Consider the following 710-nt stretch of genomic DNA (forward strand, 5'->3'; position numbering starts at 1 on the left):
AGTGGTACGTCACCACGCTGGGTTTGTTCAGGCCGCTGGCGAAATGCACCAGGTCCATGAACGGCCAGGGAAAGTGGTAATTGACCACGTCGGCCTCGGCTGCCAGCTCGCGAAACTGTTTGAAGACGCTCCAGGAAAACCCTGTGGAGGCGAACTGAATGTCGAGTCTGGCTCGATGGACTTCATGTTGAGCGATCTGCATCACCGGCGGTGTCGGATCGGCACTGAGGGTCAGCACCTTGCCTTCAACGCCGTGCAGGGCACCGCTTTCGCACAACTGGAAAATCACTTGTTCGATCCCGCCGACCGAGTCAGGCAGGTACGTCTTGAAAAAATGAAGAACTCGCATTCAACCTCCCATTGCCTGGCGGTAAGCGCTGGCCGTGACTTGCGCGCAGCCTTCCCAGGTAAAAAGCCTTGCCTGTAGCAATCCGGCTTCTCGGCATGCCTGCCAATGCGCTAGATCCTCGATCAGACGACTCATTGCATCGCGCAAGCCGTCGGTTTCATCCGGTTCAACATAGTTACCCGCAGAGCCTGCGACTTCGGGCATGGCCGAACGGCTGGTCAGAATGACCGGTGTGCCGCAGGCCATGGCCTCCAGCACCGGCAGGCCAAAACCTTCGTAAAGCGACGGAAAAATCAATGCCCGGGCGCCGGCCAGTAGCTGTGCAACGTGCTCGTCAGGCAAATAGCCGAGCAAGCAGACA

The 710-nt window shown here is 58.3% G+C and carries 2 protein-coding genes; both read right to left on the bottom strand.

All coding sequences use genetic code 11. The features are described from left to right. A partial coding sequence (locus AC1DVH_RS32270; protein WP_477757191.1) for a glycosyltransferase occupies positions 1 to 349 on the bottom strand: 349 nt, incomplete at its 3' end. Beyond that, the coding region (locus AC1DVH_RS32275) for a glycosyltransferase family 4 protein (protein WP_477757192.1) at positions 350 to 710 on the bottom strand (361 nt) is incomplete at its 5' end.

It is taken from the genome of Pseudomonas sp. P4_C3, from assembly GCF_056402075.1.